Source organism: Pseudomonas sp. EL_65y_Pfl2_R95 (genome assembly GCF_963971045.1).
Lineage (GTDB): Bacteria > Pseudomonadota > Gammaproteobacteria > Pseudomonadales > Pseudomonadaceae > Aquipseudomonas.
Genome location: NZ_CAXAOV010000001.1, coordinates 746373 through 770113 on the forward strand (window position 1 = coordinate 746373; position 23741 = coordinate 770113).

Annotated in this window: 19 protein-coding genes; 8 read left to right on the top strand and 11 right to left on the bottom strand. The window is 55.3% G+C overall.

Features of this window, described 5'->3' with window-relative positions:
* Window positions 1-36: 36 nt before the first annotated feature.
* The 9 genes from bamA to rpsB form a co-directional block, all read right to left on the bottom strand.
* Window positions 37-2433: an outer membrane protein assembly factor BamA gene (gene bamA / locus AACY09_RS03570; protein ID WP_339486104.1), complete on the bottom strand. Its 2397-nt coding sequence runs from the start codon at window positions 2431-2433 to the stop codon at window positions 37-39.
* A gap of 73 nt (window positions 2434-2506) precedes the next feature.
* Window positions 2507-3859: a sigma E protease regulator RseP gene (rseP, locus tag AACY09_RS03575; RefSeq protein ID WP_339486105.1), complete on the bottom strand. Its 1353-nt coding sequence runs from the start codon at window positions 3857-3859 to the stop codon at window positions 2507-2509.
* Window positions 3859-5049, bottom strand: coding sequence for a 1-deoxy-D-xylulose-5-phosphate reductoisomerase (ispC, locus tag AACY09_RS03580; protein WP_339486106.1), 1191 nt, complete (start codon window positions 5047-5049; stop codon window positions 3859-3861). The genes rseP and ispC overlap by 1 nt, the downstream gene beginning before the upstream one ends.
* Complete coding sequence (locus AACY09_RS03585; RefSeq protein WP_339486107.1) at window positions 5046-5861, bottom strand: phosphatidate cytidylyltransferase; 816 nt, start codon at window positions 5859-5861, stop codon at window positions 5046-5048. The genes ispC and AACY09_RS03585 overlap by 4 nt, the downstream gene beginning before the upstream one ends.
* Window positions 5854-6615, bottom strand: coding sequence for a polyprenyl diphosphate synthase (uppS, locus tag AACY09_RS03590; protein WP_339486108.1), 762 nt, complete (start codon window positions 6613-6615; stop codon window positions 5854-5856). The genes AACY09_RS03585 and uppS overlap by 8 nt, the downstream gene beginning before the upstream one ends.
* A gap of 15 nt (window positions 6616-6630) precedes the next feature.
* Window positions 6631-7188, bottom strand: a complete 558-nt coding sequence (frr, locus tag AACY09_RS03595; protein WP_339486109.1) for a ribosome recycling factor — start codon at window positions 7186-7188, stop codon at window positions 6631-6633.
* Entirely contained in the window at window positions 7185-7928 is a 744-nt protein-coding gene (gene pyrH, locus AACY09_RS03600; RefSeq protein WP_087517757.1) for a UMP kinase, read from the bottom strand. The genes frr and pyrH overlap by 4 nt, the downstream gene beginning before the upstream one ends.
* A gap of 535 nt (window positions 7929-8463) precedes the next feature.
* Window positions 8464-9333, bottom strand: coding sequence for a translation elongation factor Ts (gene tsf / locus AACY09_RS03605; RefSeq protein WP_339486110.1), 870 nt, complete (start codon window positions 9331-9333; stop codon window positions 8464-8466).
* Between the two features lie 118 nt (window positions 9334-9451).
* Entirely contained in the window at window positions 9452-10195 is a 744-nt protein-coding gene (gene rpsB / locus AACY09_RS03610; protein WP_339486111.1) for a 30S ribosomal protein S2, read from the bottom strand.
* Window positions 10196-10615: 420 nt separating this feature from the next.
* Here rpsB and map point away from each other — a divergent pair, with 420 nt between their 5' ends.
* The 3 genes from map to dapC are packed head-to-tail and all read left to right on the top strand — an operon-like array spanning window position 10616 to window position 15436.
* Window positions 10616-11398, top strand: coding sequence for a type I methionyl aminopeptidase (gene map, locus AACY09_RS03615; protein WP_339486112.1), 783 nt, complete (start codon window positions 10616-10618; stop codon window positions 11396-11398).
* A gap of 60 nt (window positions 11399-11458) precedes the next feature.
* Window positions 11459-14161: a [protein-PII] uridylyltransferase gene (locus tag AACY09_RS03620; protein WP_339486113.1), complete on the top strand. Its 2703-nt coding sequence runs from the start codon at window positions 11459-11461 to the stop codon at window positions 14159-14161.
* Between the two features lie 60 nt (window positions 14162-14221).
* Window positions 14222-15436, top strand: coding sequence for a succinyldiaminopimelate transaminase (gene dapC, locus AACY09_RS03625; protein ID WP_339486114.1), 1215 nt, complete (start codon window positions 14222-14224; stop codon window positions 15434-15436).
* Between the two features lie 100 nt (window positions 15437-15536).
* Here the strand turns inward: dapC and AACY09_RS03630 are convergent, their stop codons facing one another.
* On the bottom strand, window positions 15537-16352 hold the full coding sequence (locus AACY09_RS03630) for a MipA/OmpV family protein (protein WP_339486115.1): 816 nt from the start codon (window positions 16350-16352) through the stop codon (window positions 15537-15539).
* A 351-nt stretch (window positions 16353-16703) separates the two neighbouring features.
* Between AACY09_RS03630 and AACY09_RS03635 the strand changes: the two genes are divergently transcribed.
* From AACY09_RS03635 to AACY09_RS03650, 4 genes are all read left to right on the top strand, one after another.
* A complete protein-coding gene (locus AACY09_RS03635; protein ID WP_339486116.1) occupies window positions 16704-17051 on the top strand; it encodes an ArsC family reductase in 348 nt (115 codons plus the stop codon).
* A gap of 39 nt (window positions 17052-17090) precedes the next feature.
* Window positions 17091-18125: a 2,3,4,5-tetrahydropyridine-2,6-dicarboxylate N-succinyltransferase gene (dapD, locus tag AACY09_RS03640; protein WP_339486117.1), complete on the top strand. Its 1035-nt coding sequence runs from the start codon at window positions 17091-17093 to the stop codon at window positions 18123-18125.
* Window positions 18126-18316: 191 nt separating this feature from the next.
* Window positions 18317-19522 (top strand): aminotransferase class V-fold PLP-dependent enzyme, encoded by a 1206-nt coding sequence (locus AACY09_RS03645; RefSeq protein WP_339486118.1) that lies wholly within the window; start codon window positions 18317-18319, stop codon window positions 19520-19522.
* Window positions 19519-19926, top strand: coding sequence for a SufE family protein (locus tag AACY09_RS03650; protein ID WP_339486119.1), 408 nt, complete (start codon window positions 19519-19521; stop codon window positions 19924-19926). The genes AACY09_RS03645 and AACY09_RS03650 overlap by 4 nt, the downstream gene beginning before the upstream one ends.
* 5 nt (window positions 19927-19931) lie before the next feature.
* On the opposite strand, the gene tcdA is transcribed toward AACY09_RS03650, so the two are convergent.
* Window positions 19932-20741 (bottom strand): tRNA cyclic N6-threonylcarbamoyladenosine(37) synthase TcdA, encoded by an 810-nt coding sequence (gene tcdA, locus AACY09_RS03655; protein ID WP_339486120.1) that lies wholly within the window; start codon window positions 20739-20741, stop codon window positions 19932-19934.
* A gap of 352 nt (window positions 20742-21093) precedes the next feature.
* On the opposite strand from tcdA, the gene AACY09_RS03660 reads away from it, so the two are divergent.
* Window positions 21094-23694, top strand: coding sequence for a glycosyltransferase (locus AACY09_RS03660; RefSeq protein WP_339486121.1), 2601 nt, complete (start codon window positions 21094-21096; stop codon window positions 23692-23694).
* The last annotated feature ends 47 nt before the right edge of the window (window positions 23695-23741 follow it).

The following is a 23741-nucleotide window of genomic DNA, read 5'->3' on the forward strand; positions in this document are numbered from 1 at the left end:
GCAAAAATCCATTTTTGTTGATCGGTGATTAACCGATTAAAACGTTTGACCAAGGGAGAACTGGAATACTTGAGTATCAGCATCATCCGGTTCTTTAACTGGCATTGCCAAGCTGAAGCTCAACGGGCCCAACGCGGTGATCCAAGTCAAACCGACACCGACAGAGCTCGCCATATTGCCGAACTCAATGTTGCAGCTATCGCTTTCTGCCTTTTGAGCAGATGAGCAGTTGGTGTCAAATACATTACCGACGTCCCAGAACAGCGAAGTACGCAGCGAGCGCTGATCCTTCACAAACGGCAGTGGGAACAGCAATTCAGCGCCCCCTTGAACCAGTACGTTACCACCGAATGGAAGCGGGTCCTGATCCGGGTCGGTGTAGCGACCATTGGCATCCTGCACACCGTAGATAATCTCGCCCTGATCGTTACGCACCACACTTGGGGTACTGCGCGGGCCTAAGCTGCTGTCTTCAAAACCACGGACCGAGTTAAAACCACCCGCGTAGTAATGTTCGTAGAACGGTAGCTCAGAGGTGGAACCGTAGCTATCGCCATAACCCAGTTGCGTATGGAAACGCATGGTGTAGTTATCGCTAAGCGGGGTGAAGATCTGGCCACGGTAGTCAAGTTTGTAGAACGACAAGTCGCTGCCCGGAACGGTGGTTTCAAGCACCAGGCTCTGCGAGTGACCACGGTTCGCCAACACGCCCCGGTTAAGGGTCGATTCAGACCAGCCGATCGAGGCTTTGAAGTTCAGGTAGCTGTCACCTTCCTCTTCAAGGAAGTCATAGATTTCATCAACGGTGTAAATACCGGTGTCGATGTCATCCTGCTGAACCGTCAGGCCGTAAGTCAGACGCGAGGTCTCGCTGATTGGATAACCAATGCTCATGCCTGCACCGTAGCTGTCTACCGAGTAGCTGGCGACGTCAGTGTCGAGCTCATCGTAGTCAGTTTCGCGGAAGAACAGGTTGTAACCCAAGCTGACACCGTCTGGCGTCCAGTAGGGGTTTACGAAGCCGAAGTTATAGCGGCTCTGGTATTCACTGCGGGTCAAACCGAGGCTGACCTTGTTACCCGAACCGAGGAAGTTGTTCTGGGTAATAGAGCCACCCAGAATCAGACCGGCGTTCTGGGCGAAACCGACGCTGGCGGTAATCGAACCTGAAGCTTGCTCTTCAACACTGTAGTTAACGTCGATCTGGTCATCAGTACCCGGAACAGCCGGCGTCTCAACGTTGACTTCTTTGAAGAAGCCAAGTCGCTCGAGGCGCGTTTTAGACTGGTCGATCAGGTAGGTTGAAGCCCAGCCGCCTTCCATCTGACGCATTTCGCGGCGCAGAACTTCGTCTTCGGTCTTGGTGTTACCACGGAAATTGATGCGGTTAACATAGGCACGCTTGCCTGGGTCAACCACGAACATTACCGAAACGGTGTGATCGTCATCGTGGGGCTCTGGTACGCCGTTGACGTTGGCGAAGGTGTAACCCTCGTTGCCCAGTCGACGGGTGATCAATTCAGAGGTGGTGGTCATCACTTTACGCGAGAAGACCTGGCCTTCTTTGACCAGCAACAACTTGCGCACTTCCTCTTCCGGGACCTTGAGGTCACCGCTCAGGCGTACGTCACGAATCTTGTATTTCTCACCTTCATCGATGTTGACGGTGATATAGACGTGCTTCTTGTCTGGGGTAATGGATACCTGAGTCGAGGCGATGTCCATATTGATATAGCCGCGATCGAGGTAATAAGAACGCAGGCGTTCCAGGTCACCCGAGAGCTTCTCACGGGCGTACTTGTCATCGTTTTTGAAGAACGACAACCAGTTGGTGGTCTTCAGCTCAAACAGACTGGTCAGGTCGTCATCCGGGAAGACTGTGTTACCCACCACGTTAATGTGCTGAATAGCGGCCACTTCGCCTTCGTTGATCTTGACCTTCAACGCAACGCGGTTGCGCGGCTGCGGAATCACTTCGGTGTCGATGTTCGCTGAGTAACGGCCTTGCGAAACATACTGACGCTGCAATTCGTTGCGTACGCCCTCAAGGGTTGCACGCTGGAAGATCTCACCTTCTTCCAGGCCTGACTGATTAAGGCCCTTGAGTAGATCTTCGGTCGTGATCGCCTTGTTACCTTCAATTTCAATACTGGAAATTGAAGGGCGTTCAATCACAGTAATAACCAGTACATTGCCATCACGGCCAAGCTGGATATCCTGGAAGAAACCGGTTTTAAACAGTTCACGCGTCGCTTCAACCAAGGAGCGATCATCGGCTTCACCACCGACATTCAACGGCAAGGCACCGAAAACGCTGCCAGCGGACACCCGTTGGAGGCCGTTGACTCGAATATCGGAGATGGTGAAGGACTCGGCGTGAACTTCGGCGATCATCAATGCGGCGAGAACCACAGGTAGCAGCAGACGTTTCATGAAGTCCTTTCTTATTCCAACTGGCGATAAAAAATCTGCCGCTAAAGGCGACAGATTTGTAATTCAGAAGCGGTTACAGCCGGCTCAAATCGTTAACCAGGGCAAGCAACATCACCCCAACCACCAAACTGATACCAATCTGCATCCCCCAACCCTGCACCCGTTCAGACAATGGGCGACCACGCACCCACTCGACCAGATAAAAAAGCAGATGCCCCCCATCCAGCACAGGGATAGGCAAAAGATTGAGAACCCCTAAGCTAATACTGAGATAAGCGAGGAAGTTTAAAAAATCTCCTACACCCGACTCAGCTGAAGCGCCCGCCACTTTAGCAATGGTTATCGGCCCGCTCAAGTTTTTTACCGAGAGCTCGCCAAACAGCATTTTCTTCAGCGAGTCGAGCGTCAGCACACTCATGGTCCAAGTGCGCTTAACACTCTCGGCAACGGCCTCCAGAGGCCCGTAGCTGACTTCGCGGAGCATTTCCGGCGGCCAATCGACAGGTTTCACTCCAGCGCCCAGATAGCCGCTACGCGCGCCCTCTTCGCCTCGCGCCGCCAACGTCACCCCTACATCTTGCGACTGACCGGCACGAATAATTTGCAAGGTTACCGACTTACCCGGCAATGCCCGCACCTCATCGACCACTTGCTGCCAATCGCTCAGGGCCTTGCCATCAAGCGCAACGAGCTCATCATCAACCTGCAAACCTGCGGCAGCTGCCGGCCCCTTGGGGTCCACTTCAGCCAGTACAGGCTTTATCTCAGGGCGCCACGGGCGTATACCCAACGCGGCGATCGGGTCTGGCTCTTCAACACCTTGAAGCCAGTCTTTTAACTGGATTTGCTCTGCACTCTGCACCGTTGAGCCGGAATTCTTGACTGTAACATCAAGCACACCACTCTCACCCAAGCGCCGAACCAGCTGCAAATTGACGGCTGACCAACCATTGGTCGGCTCGCCATTTATGGCGACAATTTCCTGTCCTGCCACCAAACCCGCATCGGCTGCCAAGCTCGACTCAGCCACATTACCAATGACCGGGCGAACCTGCTGGCTGCCCAAAAGTGCCACACACCAGAAAAATGCGATTGCCAGGAGAAAATTGGCTATTGGGCCGGCCGCGACAATGGCGATACGCTGGCCGACTGTTTTGCGATTGAACGAGCGATGGGCCTCTTCAACTGGCACTTCACCTTCACGCTCATCGAGCATTTTTACATAGCCACCCAGCGGGATCGCAGCCAACACGAATTCAGTGCCCTGGCGATCATGCCAGCGCAATAAAGGGGTGCCAAAGCCGACCGAGAAGCGCAGCACTTTGACGCCACAACGCCGTGCCACCCAAAAGTGGCCAAATTCATGGAATGTCACCAGCACACCCAAGGCTATCAGGGTGCCGGCAATCATATACAACGCACTCATCACGCTTCTCCGCGTTGGTTAACGCATTGTGCTGCCAGCGTCCTTGCCCGGCTATCCGCAGCAAAAACATCTTCCAAGCAGGTGGCCGCAGTGGCGGGCTCGCTGCTTAAAACCCGGTCTATGATACTCGGGATTTGCGCAAAACTGATCCGACGCTGCAAAAATGCCGAGACGGCCACTTCATTGGCGGCATTAAGCAAGGTTGGCGCGGTGCCCCCCTGCTCTGCTGCCTCCCTGGCTAAACGCAGACAAGGAAAACGCTGCTCATCAGGCGCCTCGAAATCCAAACGCGCCAAGGCAAAAAAATCAAGGGGGGAAACACCCGAATCAATTCGCTCAGGCCAGGCCAGGGCGTGACTGATTGGCGTGCGCATATCCGGATTACCCAACTGGGCCAACACCGAACCATCGACATAGTCGACCATTGAGTGAATCACGCTCTGCGGATGAATCACCACTTGAATCTGCGCAGGTTGTGCGTCAAACAACCAGCACGCCTCAATTAACTCAAGGCCTTTGTTCATCATGCTGGCTGAGTCGACTGAGATTTTTTGCCCCATCGACCAATTTGGATGCGCGCACGCCTGTTCAGGAGTCACTGTAGCCAGCTGCTCAAGCGGGGTTTGCAAAAAGGGACCGCCGGACGCGGTCAACAAAATACGCCGCACCCCTACCTGAGAAAGCCCCCGTGAATAGTCGCCGGGCAGGCACTGAAAAATGGCGTTGTGCTCGCTGTCGAGCGGCAACAAGACCGCACCGCTGTCATGAACAGCCTGCATAAATAGTGCGCCAGACATCACCAAGGCTTCTTTATTGGCCAGCAACACCTTTTTGCCAGCCTCTACAGCCGCAAGTGTCGGGCGCAGCCCTGCTGCACCGACTATTGCGGCAACAACCGTATCCACCTCGCCATGGCCGGCAACCTCACACAAGGCTGCCTCACCAAATAACACTTCGGTTTTTGACCCGGCAGCGACCAGCGCGCCCTGTAAGCGCTTGGCGCTAGCCTCGTCTGCCACCACGGCAAAAGCCGGCCGATGCTGCAAGCACAACGCCTGCAGCTCATCCAGACGACTATAGCCAGTCAAGGCAAACACCTGATAACGGTCTGGATGCCGAGCAACCACATCAAGGGTGCTGAGACCAATAGAGCCAGTGGCCCCTAATACAGTGATTTGCTGAAGGCTCACAGGTTGCCCCAACCCGATAACAGCAGCAGTACGGCAAATACTGGAATAGCGGCCGTAAGGCTGTCGATACGGTCCAACACACCGCCATGACCCGGCAGCAAGTTACTGCTGTCTTTAACCCCGGCTTGACGCTTGAACATGCTTTCAGTCAGATCACCGACCACGGAGATCATCACCACAATCGCAGCCCCAATAAGCGCCCCGATCATTTCACCGGCACTCCAACTGCGCACCAAACCTACAATCAGGGTAATCACCAGACAGGTGCACAAGCCGCCGATCGCGCCTTCCCAGCTCTTGCCAGGACTGACCTGCGGGGCCAATTTGCGCCGACCAAAGGCCTTACCGGAGAAGTACGCACCAATGTCGGCCGCCCACACCAGCACCATAACGGCAATAATCAGCCAGTTAGCCAGCGGCCATTGCTTGAACAACACCAGGCCTTGCCAAGCCGGCAGCAGAATCAGCAAACCAATGATTAACTTACGCGGTGCGCCAGCCCAATGCTTGCTGCTCTGCGGGTAACCCAGGACCAGCCAGGTGGCAACGCCCCACCATATTATTGCCAGCAATAGCACCGGCGTAGCCAGAACAGGCAGCAGATAGAGCAGCCAACACAGCACTGCAACCAGCGCAGCATAGGCGACTCGCAAGGGTTGCGAGTCAAAGCCAGCCAAGCGTGCCCACTCCCAGGCTCCGAGGCTGATGACTGCAGCGATAAACAGCGCAAACGCAGCGCCATTCAGTAGAAAAAAACCAGCCAGGGCGATGGGCAACAGCACCAGCGCCGTGATTACTCGTTGTTTAAGCATTCCGCGCCTCAGATTCTACCTGCGCGCTGGTTTTACCAAAGCGCCGCTGTCGAGTGGCGTAGTCTGCAAGCGCTTTACGCATGGCGTCGTGCTTGAAGTCGGGCCAGAACAGGTCGGTGAAATACAGTTCACTGTAGGCTAACTGCCACAGCAGGAAATTACTGATGCGGTGCTCGCCGCCCGTGCGGATGCACAGATCAGGCAACGGCAAATCACCGGTCGCCAAGCAACCCTGCAGCAGTTGCGGGGTGATGTCGTTGGGCTGCAAATGCCCACCCTGCACTTCGCGAGCAAGGCGTTGCGCCGCCTGCGCGATATCCCACTGACCACCGTAGTTAGCGGCGATCTGCAGGATAAAGCGCTTTTCACCGGCGGTTTGCGCCTCCGCCTCACGCATCGCGTTTTGCAACTCGGGGTGAAAGCGCGAACGATCGCCGATAATCCGCAGACTGATGCCATTGTCATTGAGCTTGCGCGTTTCGCGGCGCAAGGCACTCATAAACAACTCCATCAATGCGCCGACCTCATCAGCCGGGCGCTGCCAGTTTTCACTGGAGAAGGCGAACAGGGTCAACACTTCAACCCCAGCCTCAGCACACACCTCGATAACCGCACGTACCGCATCAACACCGGCTTTATGGCCGGCAACACCCGGCAACAGGCGCTTTTTCGCCCAGCGGTTGTTGCCATCCATAATTACGGCCACATGGCGCGGCACTGCGGGTGCCGGGCCACCGTCTTTGGCTTTATCCATAACGATTCCTGACCGTCAGACGGCCATCAGATCCGCTTCCTTGTTTTCCAGAGCCTTGTCGACTTCAGCAACATACTTGTCGGTTAGCTTCTGGATTTCATCAGCGGCGCGACGCTCTTCGTCCTCGCTGATTTCTTTTTCTTTTTCCAGGTCTTTCAGCTGAGCCAGAGCATCACGACGAATGTTGCGCACGGCAACACGGGCGTTTTCAGCTTCGGAACGCGCTTGCTTGGTATAGCCCTTGCGGGTCTCTTCGGTCAGCGCTGGCATTGGCACGCGAATAGTGGTGCCAGCAGTGGCTGGGTTGAGACCGAGATCAGAGGTCATGATGGCTTTTTCAACAGCCTGAATCATGCCTTTATCAAACACGTTCAATGCCAGGGTGCGGGAATCTTCAGTGATCACGTTGGCAACCTGACGCAACGGCGTATCGGTACCGTAGTAAGACACCATCACACTGTCGAGAATGCTTGGATGGGCGCGGCCTGTACGAATCTTGGCAAACGCGACATTCAGCGATTCAAGGCTCTTGGTCATGCGTGATTGGGTTTCTTTCTTGATCTCGTTAATCATTCTTCACCTTCCTCGATCAGGGTACCTTCAGCGCCACCCACAACAACATTCAACAGGGCGCCAGGCTTATTCATATTGAAGACTCGCAGCGGCATATTATGGTCGCGGCACAGGCAGATGGCAGTCAGATCCATTACCCCGAGCTTACGGTCCAGCACCTCGTCATAGGTCAGGCGCTCAAATTTTTCTGCGTGCGGGTCCTTAAATGGATCCGCAGTGTATACGCCATCGACCTTGGTCGCCTTCAATACCACGTCTGCATCAATCTCGATGGCGCGCAAGCACGCAGCAGAGTCAGTGGTAAAGAAAGGGTTACCCGTACCTGCAGCGAAAATCACCACTTCACCGGTTTTCAGATGGCGCATGGCTTTACGACGGTCATAGTGATCCGTCACCCCCACCATGGAAATTGCTGACATCACGATGGCTGGGATATTCGAACGCTCCAGCGCGTCGCGCATGGCCAAGGCGTTCATAACAGTGGCCAGCATCCCCATATGGTCGCCAGTCACTCGATCCATTCCGGCTGCGCTCAATGCCGCCCCCCGAAACAGGTTCCCACCACCGATCACCAGACCGACTTGCAAACCGATACCCACTAGCTGCCCTACTTCGAGGGCCATACGATCGAGCACCTTGGGATCGATACCAAACTCTTCCGATCCCATCAGGGCTTCGCCGCTTAGTTTGAGCAGAATGCGCTTATAACGCGGTTGACGACCACTCACCTGCTGAGCCATTACAGTCTCTCCTGCGGCATTAAGATTCTAAGAAACCCTGAAAAACTACTGCGCCAGGTAATTGCTGTGCTGAAAAGCTGCTCACAGTCTACAGACTGAACGCACTTTAGTGCGGTCCCGAAGGGGTGAGCCATGCGAATCAAACGCTCATTCAGGACATCTAAACTGCGCAATCTCGCACCTTTCGCGTTGCAATCCCTTCACTCGTTGCGTTTTTCAGCGGATTCCTATGCGGACATTACAACCCGCAATTATCGGGTACTTCGGCGCCAGCCGGGGCTTTTAAATAGCAAAAGCCGGAAAATAATTTTCACAACCGACCCAGGCAAACCCTTGAAAACGTTTTGCGCCACCCAAGCCCAGACCAGACCAGACCAGACACTGCATTAGCCCTGCAGTTTACTAGAGGAAACCTGCATGAGCAGCTTTATGGGAGCAATCGCTTTCAGTGGCACCCTAAATGACCACCCTATTCGACAAAAAGGCCGCACGCATAAGCGGGCAGCCTCTTTGGGACGACAGTTTTTAGACCGTCTTACTGCTTGCTGGAAGCCAGCTGTGCAGCTACTTCAGCAGCGAAGTCAGTTTCGCCTTTATCGATACCTTCACCCACTTCGTAGCGAGTGAACGAAACGATTTCAGCGCCAGCTTTCTTCACCAGATCGCCAACCTTGATGCTGTCGTCTTTAACGAAAGCTTGTTCAACCAGGCTCGCTTCAGCCAAGAACTTGCTGATACGACCCGCAACCATTTTCTCAACGATTTCAGCAGGCTTGCCTTTGATTTTCTCTTCGTTCAGCGCCAGGAAAATTTCTTTTTCCTTGGCAACAGCTTCTTCAGAGACTTCAGCCGAGCTGAGGAACTGAGGATTGCTTGCTGCTACGTGCATGGCAACTTCTTTAGCCAGCTCAACGTCGCCGCCTTTAAGGGCAACCAAAACGCCGATGCGGTGACCGTGCAGGTAAGAACCTACAACGTCAGCTTCAACGCTAGCCAGACGACGAATATTGACATTCTCGCCAACTTTAGCAATCAGGGCTTCGCGATCAGATTCCATGGCCGCAACCAACGGAGCTGCATCGGTCATTTTCTCAGCGAAGGCTTTCTCGATGCTGCTGCTGACGAAGTTTTTGAAATCGTCTTGCAGGGCCAGGAAGTCAGTCTGGGAGTTAACTTCGATGATCAGGGCGCGCTTGTTATCGCCAGCCAATTTGATTGCGATAGCACCTTCAGCAGCGATGTTACCGGCTTTCTTGGCAGCCTTGATGGCACCAGCAGCACGCATATCGTCGATTGCTTTTTCGATGTCGCCACCAGCAGCAGTCAGGGCTTTTTTACAGTCCATCATGCCTTGGCCGGTACGCTCACGCAGTTCTTTAACCAGGGCTGCAGTAATCTCTGCCATGTTCGAAATCCTCTTAGGTAGGTCTTCAACCATCTCACCCGCCAGGCGGGCGATGAATTCTATAAGTGACAAAAAGGGGGCCAAGCCCCCTTTTTGCGTAGCGAGTGACGCTTGCTACTTAGCCTTGAGCGGCTTCAGCAGCCGGGGCTTCAGCGACGAATTCGTCGGTGCCACCGTTAGCATTGCTACGACCACGAACAACCGCGTCAGCCATGGCACCCATGTACAACTGGATGGCACGAATGGCGTCGTCGTTACCCGGGATGATGTAATCAACACCTTCTGGGCTGCTGTTGGTATCAACAACACCAATTACTGGGATGCCCAGCTTGTTGGCTTCGGTGATAGCAATGCGCTCGTGATCAACGTCGATAACGAACAGTGCGTCTGGCAGACCGCCCATGTCCTTGATACCACCCAGGCTGCGATCCAGTTTTTCCAGATCACGGCTACGCATCAAAGCTTCTTTCTTGGTCAGCTTGGTGAAAGTGCCGTCTTGCGCCTGAACTTCAAGATCACGCAGACGCTTGATCGAAGCACGGATGGTTTTGTAGTTAGTCAGCATGCCGCCCAACCAGCGGTGATCGACGTACGGAGAGTTGCAGCGAGCTGCTTCTTCACGAACGATCTTGCCAGCGGAACGCTTGGTGCCAACGAACAGAATCTTGTTTTTACCGGAAGCCAGCTTCTCAACGAACGACAGCGCTTCGTTGAACATTGGCAGGGTTTTTTCAAGGTTGATGATGTGGATCTTGTTGCGCGAACCGAAAATGAACTTACCCATTTTCGGGTTCCAGTAACGGGTCTGGTGGCCGAAGTGCACACCGGCCTTCAGCATATCGCGCATATTGACTTGGGACATGGTCGTTCCTTAATAAGTCGGGTTAGGCCTCCACGCATCCCAATCTCCAACCATTTGCATAAAACAAAGGGCACCCAGGAAATCGTGTCGATACGTGTGTGGGTTTATGCTTTTGGACAAGCTGCCCATGAAAGCGGCGCGTTTTATACCACAATAACCGCCCATAAGCTACACACCGATTACAGCAAAACTTCAGGACCGTTACCTTTGCCCTTATGGAATGCGCCTCTAGGAGCCACCTGAAAAAGGTAGTGAGCGACGGGAGTACAAGGCAGAAAAAGTGCGGAAAAGCACAGTTTAGGCGTTCTAAATGAGCATTTTGAGCATTTTTTTAACGCCGTAATACCTAGCGCAGTAGTTTTTAAGCGGTTCCCTAAGCTGTTACAATATGCCACTTTTCTGCATGCCCCGAGACCCTATATGACCGTCACCATCAAGTCGCCCGAGGAAATCGAAAAAATGCGCATCGCCGGCCGCTTGGCCGCTGACGTGCTGGAGATGATCGGCGAACACGTCAAACCCGGCGTGACCACCGAGGAGCTCGACCGCATCTGCCACGACTATATTGTTAACGTGCAGCAGGCTATTCCTGCCCCGCTTAACTATAAAGGCTTTCCAAAGTCGATCTGCACCTCGATCAATCACGTTGTCTGCCATGGCATCCCGAATGAGAAGCCACTGAAAGAAGGCGACGTGCTGAACATTGACATCACTGTGATCAAAGATGGCTATCACGGTGACACCAGCAAGATGTTCATGGTTGGCAAGGTGCCCGAGTGGGCTGAACGGCTGGCCAAGATCACCCAAGAGTGCATGTACAAAGGCATAGAACTGGTCAAGCCGGGCGCACGCCTGGGCGATATCGGTGAAGTGATTCAAAAACACGCCGAGAAGAATGGTTTCTCAGTGGTTCGCGAATATTGCGGCCATGGAATTGGCGCTGTGTTCCACGAAGAGCCGCAAGTGCTGCATTACGGCCGCGCTGGCACAGGCATGGAACTCAAGGAAGGTATGACCTTTACCATCGAGCCGATGATCAACCAGGGCCGTGCAGACACACGCCTGCTAGGTGACGGCTGGACTGCAATCACCAAGGACCGCAAGCTTTCGGCACAGTGGGAGCACACGATTCTGGTGACGGCGAACGGCTACGAAATCTTCACCCTGCGCAGCGACGACACAATTCCCCGCGTATCAGCTTAAAGGCGCTGCCCGCCCACTCTGACCGAATCTCTTGTCGCGCTATATAAGGAAGGCCGTTGCATGCCTCAGGTAGATCCTCAGTTGTTCGACCGCGGGCAGTTCCAAGCGGAACTGGCCTTGAAGTCCAGCCCGATTGCCGCCTTCAAAAAAGCAATCAAGCGCGCCAATGACGTGCTTAATGCACGCTTTTATGAAGGCCGCGAAGTACGCCGTCTGGTTGAAGACCGCGCCTGGTTTGTCGACCAGATCTTGCGCGAAGCCTGGCTGCGCCTGGACTGGTCGGAAGATGCCGACATTGCCCTGCTCGCCGTTGGCGGCTACGGCCGCGGGGAGCTGCATCCGTTTTCCGACATCGACCTGCTGATACTGCTCGACAATGCCGACCACGAAACCTTCCGTGAACCGATTGAGCGGTTCCTCACGCTGCTCTGGGACATTGGATTAGAGGTGGGCCAAAGTGTGCGCTCGGTCAGTGAGTGCGCCGAAGAGGCCCGCGCCGACCTCACCATCATTACCAACCTGATGGAAAGCCGCACCATTGCCGGCCCCGAACGCTTGCGCCAACGCATGCAAGCGGTAACCAGCCCCGAGCAAATGTGGCCAAGCCAAGCGTTTTTCTTGGCCAAGCGCAAAGAACAACGCGCCCGCCACGCCAAATACAACGACACCGAATACAACCTTGAGCCCAACGTCAAAGGCTCACCGGGTGGCCTGCGTGATATCCAGACAATTCTGTGGGTTGCGCGCCGGCACTTCGGCACGCTCAACCTGCAATCGATGATCGAGCAGGACTTCCTGCTGAAAACTGAATACACCATGCTCGCCGCCAGCCAAGACTTCCTGTGGAAGGTGCGTTATGCCCTGCACATGCTTGCCGGCCGGGCCGAAGACCGCCTGCTCTTCGACCATCAAGCACAAATCGCCGAACTCCTGGGCTTTGAGAGCACCGAGGGCAAGCGCGGCATCGAACAGTTCATGCAGAAGTACTACCGCGTCGTCATGGGGGTTGCCGAACTGAGTGACCTAATCAAGCAGCACTTTGAAGAACAGATATTGCGCGCTGGCGAACGCGGTACCGCCACCGGCTTAAACAGCCGTTTCCAGCTGCGTGATGGTTATATCGAAGTTACCCACCCGAATGTCTTCAAGCGCACTCCATTCGCGATTCTCGAAGTTTTCGTGTTGATGGCACAACACCCCCATATAAAGGGTGTCTGTGCGGACAGCATCCGCCTGCTACGCGACCATCGCCACCTGATCGATGACGAATTTCGCAACGACATCCGCAATACCAGTCTGTTTATCGAACTGTTTAAAAGCCCCTCTGGCATCCATCGCAACCTGCGCAGAATGAACCGTTACGGCATTCTGGGCCGCTATTTACCTGAGTTTGGTCATATTGTCGGGCAGATGCAGCACGACCTGTTCCATATTTTCACGGTCGATGCACACACCCTCAATCTGATCAAACACCTGCGCAAGTTCAAATGGGTGGAAATGGCCGAGAAGTTTCCGCTGGCCAGCAAGCTCATGGATAAACTGCCCAAGCCAGAGCTGATCTACCTGGCTGGCCTATACCACGATATCGGCAAAGGCCGGGGTGGCGATCACTCGGAACTCGGCGCAGTCGATGCCGAAGCATTTTGCGTCCGCCATCAACTGCCCGACTGGGATACCAAGCTGATTGTCTGGCTGGTCCAGCATCACCTGACCATGTCGACCACTGCGCAGCGCAAAGACCTGTCAGACCCGCAAATCATCCATGACTTTGCCATGCTGGTCGGCGATCACACCCACCTCGACTACCTCTATGTGCTGACGGTGGCCGATATCAACGCCACCAATCCAACCCTGTGGAACTCGTGGCGTGCCAGCTTGCTGCGCCAGCTCTACACCGAAACCAAGCGCGCACTAAATCGCGGCCTGGAAAATCGTCTGGAACGTGAAGAGCAGATCCGCCTGACGCAAACCGCAGCCTTGGATACCTTGGTGCGCAGTGGCACGGACCCGGATGAAGCCGAACAACTCTGGTCGCACCTCGGTGACGATTACTTTCTGCGCCATACGGCCAGCGATGTTGCCTGGCACACCGAGGCGATCATTCAGCACCCCAACGATGGCAATCCATTGGTGCTGATCAAGGAAACCACCCAGCGCGATTTTGAGGGCGGTACACAGCTATTTATTTACGCTCAGGACCAGCACGACTTCTTTGCCGTGACCGTGGCAGCGATGGCTCAGCTAAACCTGAACATTCATGATGCACGAATTCTCACCTCGACCAGCCAGTTCACCCTCGACACCTATATTGTGCTGGAAGGCGACGGCAGCTCCATTGGCGATAACCCAGAGCGTATCAAGCAAATCCGCCAAGGGCTGATTGATGCATTGATCAACCCAGATGACTACCCGAATATCATCCAACGCCGGGTACCGCGCCAGCTCAAGCATTTTGATTTTGCGCCGCGCGTGACCATTCACAATGACGCCCAGCGCCCGCTTACGGTGATTGAACTGACCGCGCCGGATCGGCCCGGTTTACTGGCCCGGATAGGTCGCATCTTTCTTGATTTCGACCTGTCCATCCAGAATGCCAAAATTGCCACCTTGGGCGAGCGCGTAGAGGACGTATTTTTCGTAACCGACGCCCACAACCAACAACTTTCCGATCCCGAGCTTTGCATACGGTTGCAGGAAACCATCGTCTCGCAGCTCAGTGATGCGAGTACCGTCGGCAGTGAACCGAGCAAAATTACCATTTGAACCCGACAGCCGCCGCTGGGCCAGCAAGCCCTGCGACTATGACGTTGCCAGGAAAACACCATGAATGATGCGTTAAACCAGTTGCAGCCCTACCCGTTCGAAAAGCTCCGCGCCCTCCTTGGCAGCGCGACACCGAACCCTGAGAAAAAGGCCATTGCGCTGTCGATTGGCGAGCCCAAGCACCGCTCGCCTGATTTCGTCGCCAAGGCGCTGAGCGACAACCTTGAGCAACTGGCTGTTTACCCCACCACCTTGGGTATCCCCGCGCTGCGGGAAGCCATCGCCAACTGGGCCAGCCAGCGCTTCCACCTGGCTGCCGGTTCCCTGGACCCCGCACATAACGTGCTGCCGGTTAATGGCACCCGTGAAGCGCTGTTCGCCTTCACTCAAACCCTGGTCAAGCGCGCGCAACCTGGCGAACAGCCCGGCTATGTCGTCAGCCCTAACCCGTTTTATCAAATCTATGAAGGCGCCGCCTTTCTCGCCGGGGCAGAGCCGCATTATCTGCCGTGCCTTGAAGCGCATGGTTTCAACCCGGATTTCGCCGCGGTCAGCGATGACGTCTGGCAACGCTGCCAGATTCTGTTTCTGTGCTCACCCGGCAATCCAACAGGCGCACTGATTCCGCTGGACACCCTGAAAAAACTGATCGAACTGGCGGACAGATTTGACTTCGTCATTGCCTCGGATGAGTGCTACAGCGAGCTCTACTTCGATGAAGCCAATCCGCCCGCTGGATTACTCACCGCCTGCGCCGAATTAGGCCGCAACGATTTCAAGCGCTGCGTGGTTTTTCACAGCCTGTCGAAGCGCTCCAACCTGCCGGGCCTACGTTCAGGCTTCGTCGCGGGCGACGCCGACATATTGAAATCGTTCCTGCTGTATCGCACCTACCATGGCTGTGCAATGCCGGTACAGACGCAACTGGCAAGCATTGCAGCCTGGACCGACGAAGCCCATGTCCGCGCCAACCGCGACCTTTACCGTGAAAAATTCGATGCCGTCCTGGATATTCTTGAAGGCGTGCTAGATGTTCAGCGCCCAGACGGCGGGTTCTATCTGTGGGCTAAAACCCCAACAGATGACGAGCAATTCTGTCGTGACTTGTATGTTCAAGAGCATGTAACGGTTGTTCCCGGCTCCTACCTTTCACGCAGCGTGAAAGGCAACAACCCCGGCGCTAATCGCGTACGCATGGCGCTGGTGGCGCCACTGGCGCAATGCGTTGAAGCTGCAGAGCGAATCCGTGATTTCGTGAAAGCAATGCCGGCCTGAGAAAGCGCCGACGAGGCAACACAATCTGTGTGTTGACTCGTCGCCGGTCTGGCCACCTGCGCTGCTCACCGAAGCGCACGCGAAACCGTGCACAAGGCCGCTACCAGGTGTAACCGGCACCAATGATCATCGTGGTCTCGCCCTTGCTGTCAATCAGCGGGCTATCGGCGATGTCGCTGTCGTAATGCTCATAAGCAAATGAAGCTGTACCCAGCCAGTTCTTACTGAAACGGTAGGTGGTTATGAGCGACACCATAGGTGAAACCGTAGCGCCGGTTGAATAGCGTGGCCGCTCGAACGTGGCCTCTGAATCTGAAACGCCCCCGAAGTAATAGTTAGCCATTTTGCTGGAACGCCAGACCACACCAGTGCCCGGCATAATCAGCCAGCGATCGTGTACCCATGGAAAATCAGCCCACAGCAGTGCTTCCTGACCGTTACTGGTCCCGGTCACATCACTGGCAGCTCTTGCGGTCAACAAGGCAAAAGGGGTGATCAGATTAACCCCCAACCCGGCTTCCAGTTCGGATTTGCGCTTGTCCATCCCCTCGAACTCGCGCTCATCATCCGGATCAAGGTTACCGAAACGCACTCGCCCATAAGCAAAAGCGGCGAATCGCTCATCTCGGTGAAAGTAATAGCGCCCTCGATCGCCCAAGTACATGGCATCTTTACCAAAATAAACCAAACCGGGAATCAGGTAGTTCTCGGAGCCGGCGGCCTCGTATCGTTCACTGGTGCCAATGGCTACCGCCCCCACCACCAGGCCACGGGGAATCGGGGAACTGTCTGAGTCGGTTGAAAGTAGCTGCAGCGACCCGGCCTCAATATCGGCATGGGCCGCCTGAGTCGTTAAAAATGCGCCAGTACAGACAACAAGCGCCCAGAACGTAGCGTGGTGAAGCGCAATTTTCATCTAGATTGCCCCATAAAATAGTCCAATTTTTTCTGACGAGTGTCTTCATGCCTCTGCCTGACCTGCCAGTTATGACCGCGACGCATACGCGCGCGCCTGAGCTTAGCCAACTTCCAGTGTGGCTCAATATTGGTAAGCCGCCTGCCAATCCACCGTGCATATAGGCGTTTTGTCAAAATATGCGGTGCATCATGATCTAAACGCCGGACAGAGCAGGCCGTATAGCCAGTAACTGCGCTGACGGCATGGACAGGCGCGGCACTGAGTGAAACGACGTGGCATAATTGGCCGCTGAATTATCGAGGAGTGTTGGCGCAAACCTATAAATTTTAGATTTCGCCATATTTATCAATGACTTGCGTACTATTTGGAATTAAAGCCTGCGACACAATGAAGAAGGCACGCACCTGGCTCGACGAGCATGACGTGGCCTATAGCTTCCATGATTACAAAGCCGTGGGCATTGACCGCGGCAATTTGGAAAAGTGGTGCAACGAACATGGCTGGGAAATCGTACTCAACCGTGCTGGCACTACGTTCCGCAAGCTGGAAGATGCGCAGAAAAGCGACCTCGACCAGAACAAGGCCATCGAATTAATGCTGGCCCAACCGTCGATGATTAAACGCCCGGTCCTCGATCTGGGCGACAGAACCCTGGTGGGTTTCAAACCTGACCGTTATGCAGCCGAGCTGGCCTAACGCTCCTTTTACTATTGAATTTGCTGCAAGGAACTCAACATGAGCAACACTCTCTACAGCCTGGCCTTCGGCGTAGGTACGCAAAACCGTCAAAACAACTGGCTAGAGGTTTTCTACGCCCAGCCGCTGCTCAACCCTGCGGCTGAACTGGTTAGCCAAGCAGCAGAAAAACTCGGTTATGACGGCGGCAATCAAGCAATTGCGTTCACCTCGCAACAAGCCAGCGACCTTGCTGAAGCACTTAAAGGCGTTGATGCAGCCCAAGCGGCACTGCTGACCCGCCTCGCCGAGAGCCACAACCCGCTGGTTGCGACCTTTCTCGCAGAAGACGTTGCTCCGACCAGCACGCCAGAAGCCTATCTGAAGCTGCACCTGCTTTCGCACCGCCTGGTACAGCCACACGGTTTGAACCTCAGCGGTATTTTCCCGCTGCTGCCAAACGTTGCCTGGACCAGCCAAGGCGCTATCGACCTTAGCGAACTGGCTGAGCGTCAACTTGAAGCGCGTCTGCGTGGCAAACTGCTGGAAGTGTTCTCGGTCGACAAGTTCCCGAAAATGACTGACTACGTGGTACCGGCTGGCGTGCGCATCGCTGACAGCTCACGCATCCGTCTCGGCGCCTTTATCGGCGAAGGCACCACTGTCATGCACGAAGGTTTCGTAAACTTCAACGCAGGCACCGCAGGCCCGGGCATGATTGAAGGCCGTGTATCGGCTGGCGTATTCGTCGGCAAAGGGTCTGACCTTGGCGGCGGCTGCTCAACCATGGGCACATTGTCCGGTGGCGGCAATATCGTGATTTCGGTTGGCGAAGGCTGCCTGATCGGCGCGAACGCCGGTATCGGTATTCCGCTAGGCGATCGCAACACAGTTGAATCCGGCCTGTATGTGACCGCTGGCACCAAAGTCAATCTGCTCGACGAACAAGGCAATCAGGTCAAAGTGGTCAAGGCCCGTGACTTGGCAGGCCAACCCGACCTGCTGTTCCGCCGCAACTCGACCACAGGCGCAGTGGAGTGCAAGACGCACAAATCTGCCGTCGAGTTGAACGAAGCACTGCACGCGCACAACTAAGCGTCGTGTCTGCCTGGCCGGGGCCTGCCATGAGCAGGTTTCGGCTAGATCTCAGGGCGTGACAACGCAAAGCTTGTCCGCCACGGTTCAGCTGCCGAAATGCTTGAATCGTGAACCGATGATCTCGATGTCCACAGCTATTATTGGTGGGTGAATAATGCGTCACCCACCCTACACTGCAAAGGCTACTTATGGCTCTGCCCTCGCCTTGGCGCGCAGATTTCCCCGGTATTTTGGCTCTGGAGGCTGAAGGCCAGACCTATCTGGACAGCGCCGCCACCGCGCAAAAGCCGCAGGCGATGCTCGACTCATTACTCGATTATTACGCCTCCGGCAGTGCCAACGTACACCGTGCCCAACACCTTCCCGGTGAGCGTGCGACTCGCGCCTTTGAAGCCAGTCGCGAGCAAGTCGCCCGCTGGTTGAACGCACACTCTGCCGGGCAAATAATCTTCACAGCCAGTGCTACATCGGCCTTCAACCTGCTGGCATATGGCTTGGAGCATCTGTTCAAGGCCGGTGACGAGTTGGTGATTAGTGCGCTGGAACATCACGCCAACCTATTGCCCTGGCAGCAACTCGCCATACGGCAGAACTTGAAGCTGGTGGTGTTACCGCTCGATGCTCACGGCTGCATCGACCTGGCGCGTGCCTCACAACTGATCGGCCCACGTACTCGCCTGCTGGCTGTCAGCCAACTGTCCAACGTCATCGGCCGCTGGCAACCGCTGGCCAAATTGCTGGCACTCGCCAAGACACACGGGGCGCTGACGGTGGTAGATGGCGCGCAAGGCGTGGTGCACGGCCGCCATGATATGCAGCAGCTTGATTGTGACTTCTACCTATTCTCCAGTCACAAACTCTATGGCCCGGACGGCGTGGGCGTGCTCTACGGCAAATCAGCGGCATTGGCTCAACTCAAACACTGGCAGTTTGGCGGGGAGATGGTGCAAACCGCAGACTATTTAAACGCCACATTCAATCCGGCGCCCCTTGGCTTTGAAGCCGGTACGCCGCCAATCAGCGGTGTGCTTGCACTGGGCGCGACCCTCAGCTACCTCGACCAGCTTGATCATCAGGCTGTGGCGGCATTCGAACAGGCATTGCACCAGCAATTAATGGCAGGGCTTGGCGCACGCGACGGTATCAGCGTGCTTGGCACCCCGAACATTGCACTGGCCAGCTTTGTTATCGATGGCGTCCACCACAACGACCTCGCCCAATTGCTGACCGAACAGGGCATTGCGGTCCGTGCGGGTCAACATTGTGCGATGCCTCTGATGCAGCAGCTTGGCTTCAGGGGCGCGATTCGCGTCTCCTTGGGCTTGTACAATAATGGTCAAGACCTTGAGCGCTTCTTCAGCGCTCTGGACAACGCTTTGGATATCCTCCAATGAGCCCGCTTTCAGCCGATGCCGCGCACGCACTTGAGGTATTCCAGCAAGCAGGAAGCTGGGAGCAACGGGCACGCCTGCTGATGCAGTGGGGTGAAAAGCTCGACCCCCTGGGCGAGACTCAACAAACTGAAGCTAACCGCGTGCACGGCTGCGAAAGCCAAGTCTGGTTAGTGGCGGAACAGGTTGATCAATGCTGGCAATTTCGCGCAGCAAGCGAGGCACGGTTGATTCGCGGCTTGCTCGCACTGTTATTGGTTCGGGTCAATGGGCTGGACAGCGTGGCTTTGGCGACGCTTGATCTGAGCGACTGGTTCACTCAGCTCGGCTTAGCACGGCAACTGTCGCCCTCGCGCAGCAATGGCTTGAATGCCGTGCTGCGGCGCATGACTGAGCTGTCCAATTAGTTAGCCTACTGTAACTTGGCCCGCTCCGACGGACGCCGCGCGCCCTCAATCAGCTTTTCAATGATCTTGCTCACCGCGACCATGGCAAAGGTCGAGGTCACCATCATGGCGGCGCCAAAGCCGCCTGCGCAGTCCAAGGCAACGCCTTCACCCACAAAGCTCTTGCTCTGACAGGTCGTGCCATCCGGCAGCGGGTAACGCAGTTGCTCAGTGGAAAACACGCAGGGCACGCTGTAGTTACGCCCCATGGTGCGAGAGAAGCCATAGTCGCGGCGCAGTGTAGAGCGGACTTTCGAGGCCAGCGGATCATTGAAGGTTTTGTTCAAATCGCCGACGCGGATTTGCGTCGGGTCAATCTGGCCACCCGCCCCGCCCGTCGTCACGATCTGGATTTTGCGCCGCTTGCACCAAGAAATCAGCGCCGCTTTTGCGTTAACACTGTCGATGCAATCAATCACCGCATCCATCGATTCAGTGATGTACTCGGCCATAGTGTCGCGGGTCACGAAATCAGCAACAGCATGCACGGTGCAGGCCGGGTTTATCGCCCGCAGCCGCTCAGCCATCACCTCAACCTTGGATTTGCCAACGGCACCAGCCAAGGCATGAATCTGCCGATTGGTGTTGGTGATGCACACATCGTCCAGATCAAACAGCGAGATTTCCCCGACGCCCGAGCGGACCAGCGCCTCGGCAGCCCATGAACCAACGCCGCCAATACCTACAACGGCCACATGTGCTGCACACAATCGCTCAGCACCCTCGCGACCGTACAACCGGGCGATGCCTGAAAAGCGTTGTTCATCAATCTGCATTGCCTAACCCCAACACCACACAATCTGCAATCAACCATTATAAGAAGCTAAGCGGCAACTCCCAAGTCTTTGCTTAATTCAGATCAAGATCAGTTGGGTTTAAACCGGCTATGCTGTAAATGTCATCGTCCGCCAGGCTCAACCTGAAATCTAAGCACAGTGTAGCCTTGGCTATAAATGCATAACACCACGAACTTCTATAGCCATTTAGCACTCTAAGGCGGATGACTTTCGTACGCCTGGCAAAAGGATGTGTCAGGCGCTATACAGCTTATCGACGGCGGAGTAGCATGCGCGCCATCCGGTGCTCACCGGCTCCTCCTCGTTCCATGCAGCGGAACCCGAAACAGATATGTCATCGAGAATTTTTGGACTCAATCTAGTCGTTGTCTTGGCGATCGCCGCCTTGTTCTCTGGTTTTTGGGCGCTTTATAACTTACCAGTGAGTGCGCCAGACTGGCCGGACCAAGTCGCGGGTTACTCGTTCTCGCCATTTCGCCAGGGCCAAAGCCCGCAGAATAATATTTATCCAAGCGATAAAGAGATCACTCAAGACCTTGAGATGCTCTCCAAGCAAACCGACAACATTCGCACCTACTCGGTCGACGGCGCGCTGGCAAACATCCCCCGCCTGGCCGAAGAGTTCGGCCTGCGCGTGACCTTGGGCATCTGGATCAGTAACGATGAAGAGCGCAATGAGCGTGAAGTTGCTGAAGCCATCAAACTGGCCAATACCTCGCGCAGTGTGGTGCGAGTACTGGTGGGTAACGAGGCCTTGTTCCGCGAGGAAATCAAGCCCAAGAAGCTGATTGAATACCTGGATCGCGTTCGCGCTGGGGTCAAAGTACCGGTCTCAACGTCGGAACAATGGCACGTATGGGAAGAACACCCCGAACTGGCCCAACACGTTGACTTGATCGCCGCGCACGTTCTGCCCTACTGGGAGTTCATTCCAATGGAGGACTCGACCCAGTTCGTCCTCGATCGTGCCCGTGACCTGAAAAAACTGTTCCCGAAAAAACCTCTGTTGCTCTCGGAAGTTGGCTGGCCAAGTAACGGCCGTATGCGCGGCGGCGCCGATGCATCCCAAGCCGATCAGGCGATTTACCTGCGCACTCTGGTCAATACGCTGAACGCCAAAGGCTATAACTACTTCGTGATTGAAGCCTTCGACCAGACGTGGAAGATCAGCGATGAGGGCTCAGTGGGCGCTTATTGGGGCGTATACAACTTGGCCCGCCAACCCAAGTTCAACTTCACCGGACCTGTTGTAGCAATTCCGCAGTGGCGCTTACTGGCGATCGGCTCGGTGGTCATGGCCCTGCTGTCACTGGCGCTGTTATTAATTGATGGCAGTTCGCTGCGTCAACGCGGTCGCACGTTTCTTACTTTTGTTGCCTTCGCGGGTGGCTCGGCGCTGGTGTGGATCGGCTATGACTACAGCCAGCAGTACAGCACATGGTTCAGCCTTACAGTCGGCATCTTGCTCGGCATTGGTGCTATTGGCGTCTTTATCGTCTTGCTGACCGAAGCCCATGAACTGGCGGAAGCCGCTTGGGTGCGCGCCCGACGCCGCCCTTTCGAGCCCGTTTCGGGTGATTCGGATTACCGACCTAAAGTGTCGATCCATGTGCCTTGCTACAACGAACCGCCTGAAATGGTGAAGCAAACCTTGGATGCGCTGGCCAATCTGGATTACCCGGATTACGAAGTCATCATCATCGACAACAACACCAAAGACCCCGCGGTATGGGAACCGGTGCAGGCTTATTGTGAGACGTTGGGACCACGCTTCCGCTTCTTCCACAAAGCGCCGATTGAAGGCTTCAAAGGCGGGGCATTGAACTACATCCTGCCTTTCACCGCGCCTGATGTTGAAGTGATCGCCGTGATCGATTCAGACTACTGCGTTGACCCGAACTGGCTCAAGCACATGGTGCCACATTTCGCCGACCCCGAAATTGCTGTGGTGCAGTCGCCACAGGATTACCGTGACGGCGAGGACAGCACCTTCAAAAAGCTCTGCTACGCCGAGTATAAAGGCTTCTTCCACATCGGCATGGTGACCCGTAACGACCGCAACGCAATTATCCAACACGGCACCATGACCATGATTCGCCGCACCGTGATGGATGAACTGAAATGGGCCGACTGGACCATCTGTGAAGACGCTGAATTGGGCCTGCGTGTGTTCAAGAAAGGCTACACAGCCGCCTATGCCCACAACAGTTTCGGCAAAGGGCTGATGCCTGATACCTTTATTGACTACAAAAAGCAGCGTTTCCGCTGGGCTTATGGCGCTATTCAGATCATGAAGGGCCATGCCCGCAGTTTGTTCCTGGGTAAGGACTCAAGCCTCAAACGCGGCCAGCGCTATCACTTTATTGCGGGCTGGTTGCCTTGGGTTGCAGACGGCCTGAACATCTTTTTCACCGCGGGTGCACTGCTGTGGTCAGCGGCGATGATTATCGTACCGACACGGGTAGACCCGCCGTTGCTGATATTCGCAATCCCGCCCCTGGCACTGTTCGTGTTCAAGCTGGGCAAAATCGTGTTTCTCTATCAGCGCGCAGTGGGGGTTAACCTCAAGGATGCATTCTGCGCGGCAGTGGCCGGTCTAGCCCTTTCCCATACGATCGCCAAAGCGGTGCTATATGGCTTGTTCACCACCAGCATTCCCTTCTTCCGCACCCCGAAAATGCGCAGCAGCCATGGGTTCCTTGTGGCGCTGGCCGAGGCCCGCGAAGAAGTCTTCATCATGCTGTTGTTGTGGGGGGCGGTAGTCGGTATTACCATCGCTCAAGGCTTGCCGAGTGCGGATGTGAAGTTCTGGGTAGCAACCTTGTTGGTGCAATCGCTGCCTTACCTGGCTGCGGTGATCATGGCAATGCTGTCGTCACTACCAAAGCCGGCGGAGCCAGAGATTGAAACAGACGCGGAGGTCCTAGGCTAAACGCCCTCCAGCGAATCCTCAGATTTACAGCTTAGCGGCGGCCAATG

Excerpts from the sequence above, each read along its gene's own strand:
- bamA (WP_339486104.1), bottom strand. The coding sequence starts at position 2,433 with ATGAAACGTCTGCTGCTACCTGTGGTTCTCGCCGCATTGATGATCGCC.
- rseP (WP_339486105.1), bottom strand. The coding sequence starts at position 3,859 with ATGAGTGCGTTGTATATGATTGCCGGCACCCTGATAGCCTTGGGTGTG.
- AACY09_RS03585 (WP_339486107.1), bottom strand. The coding sequence starts at position 5,861 with ATGCTTAAACAACGAGTAATCACGGCGCTGGTGCTGTTGCCCATCGCC.
- uppS (WP_339486108.1), bottom strand. The coding sequence starts at position 6,615 with ATGGATAAAGCCAAAGACGGTGGCCCGGCACCCGCAGTGCCGCGCCAT.
- frr (WP_339486109.1), bottom strand. The coding sequence starts at position 7,188 with ATGATTAACGAGATCAAGAAAGAAACCCAATCACGCATGACCAAGAGC.
- pyrH (WP_087517757.1), bottom strand. The coding sequence starts at position 7,928 with ATGGCTCAGCAGGTGAGTGGTCGTCAACCGCGTTATAAGCGCATTCTG.
- tsf (WP_339486110.1), bottom strand. The coding sequence starts at position 9,333 with ATGGCAGAGATTACTGCAGCCCTGGTTAAAGAACTGCGTGAGCGTACC.
- rpsB (WP_339486111.1), bottom strand. The coding sequence starts at position 10,195 with ATGTCCCAAGTCAATATGCGCGATATGCTGAAGGCCGGTGTGCACTTC.
- map (WP_339486112.1), top strand. The coding sequence starts at position 10,616 with ATGACCGTCACCATCAAGTCGCCCGAGGAAATCGAAAAAATGCGCATC.
- AACY09_RS03620 (WP_339486113.1), top strand. The coding sequence starts at position 11,459 with ATGCCTCAGGTAGATCCTCAGTTGTTCGACCGCGGGCAGTTCCAAGCG.
- dapC (WP_339486114.1), top strand. The coding sequence starts at position 14,222 with ATGAATGATGCGTTAAACCAGTTGCAGCCCTACCCGTTCGAAAAGCTC.
- AACY09_RS03630 (WP_339486115.1), bottom strand. The coding sequence starts at position 16,352 with ATGAAAATTGCGCTTCACCACGCTACGTTCTGGGCGCTTGTTGTCTGT.
- AACY09_RS03635 (WP_339486116.1), top strand. The coding sequence starts at position 16,704 with ATGACTTGCGTACTATTTGGAATTAAAGCCTGCGACACAATGAAGAAG.
- dapD (WP_339486117.1), top strand. The coding sequence starts at position 17,091 with ATGAGCAACACTCTCTACAGCCTGGCCTTCGGCGTAGGTACGCAAAAC.
- AACY09_RS03645 (WP_339486118.1), top strand. The coding sequence starts at position 18,317 with ATGGCTCTGCCCTCGCCTTGGCGCGCAGATTTCCCCGGTATTTTGGCT.
- AACY09_RS03650 (WP_339486119.1), top strand. The coding sequence starts at position 19,519 with ATGAGCCCGCTTTCAGCCGATGCCGCGCACGCACTTGAGGTATTCCAG.
- tcdA (WP_339486120.1), bottom strand. The coding sequence starts at position 20,741 with ATGCAGATTGATGAACAACGCTTTTCAGGCATCGCCCGGTTGTACGGT.
- AACY09_RS03660 (WP_339486121.1), top strand. The coding sequence starts at position 21,094 with ATGTCATCGAGAATTTTTGGACTCAATCTAGTCGTTGTCTTGGCGATC.